Genomic DNA, 260 nt, shown 5'->3' on the forward strand with positions numbered 1-260 from the left:
GCGTCAGGCTATCGGCCAAGCGCTGCTCTACCTGCTTGCGCTGGCTGATATCGATGGCGATACCCAGGTAACCACTCAGCCTGCCATCAGCATTGTGCGATTCGCCGCCATCAGTTCAGCGAGTTTGACTATCTGCGCTTCCGGTACGCCAGTAATTTCCGCCGCCCAGGCCGCGCTCTTCGGAGTATTATCGCTCTTACCTGTCAGATATTCTTCAAACTGCGGATACCCGGTGGTGTATTTTTCAAGGAACACTTTAT

Annotated in this window: 1 pseudogene; it reads right to left on the reverse strand. The window is 53.8% G+C overall.

What is annotated here, in order from left to right:
- Positions 1–78: 78 nt before the first annotated feature.
- A pseudogene (locus SB756_RS31680) lies at positions 79–260 on the reverse strand (hypothetical protein); the annotation flags it as partial.

The organism is Pseudomonas sp. SIMBA_068 (genome assembly GCF_046534705.1).
GTDB lineage: Bacteria > Pseudomonadota > Gammaproteobacteria > Pseudomonadales > Pseudomonadaceae > Aquipseudomonas > Aquipseudomonas putida.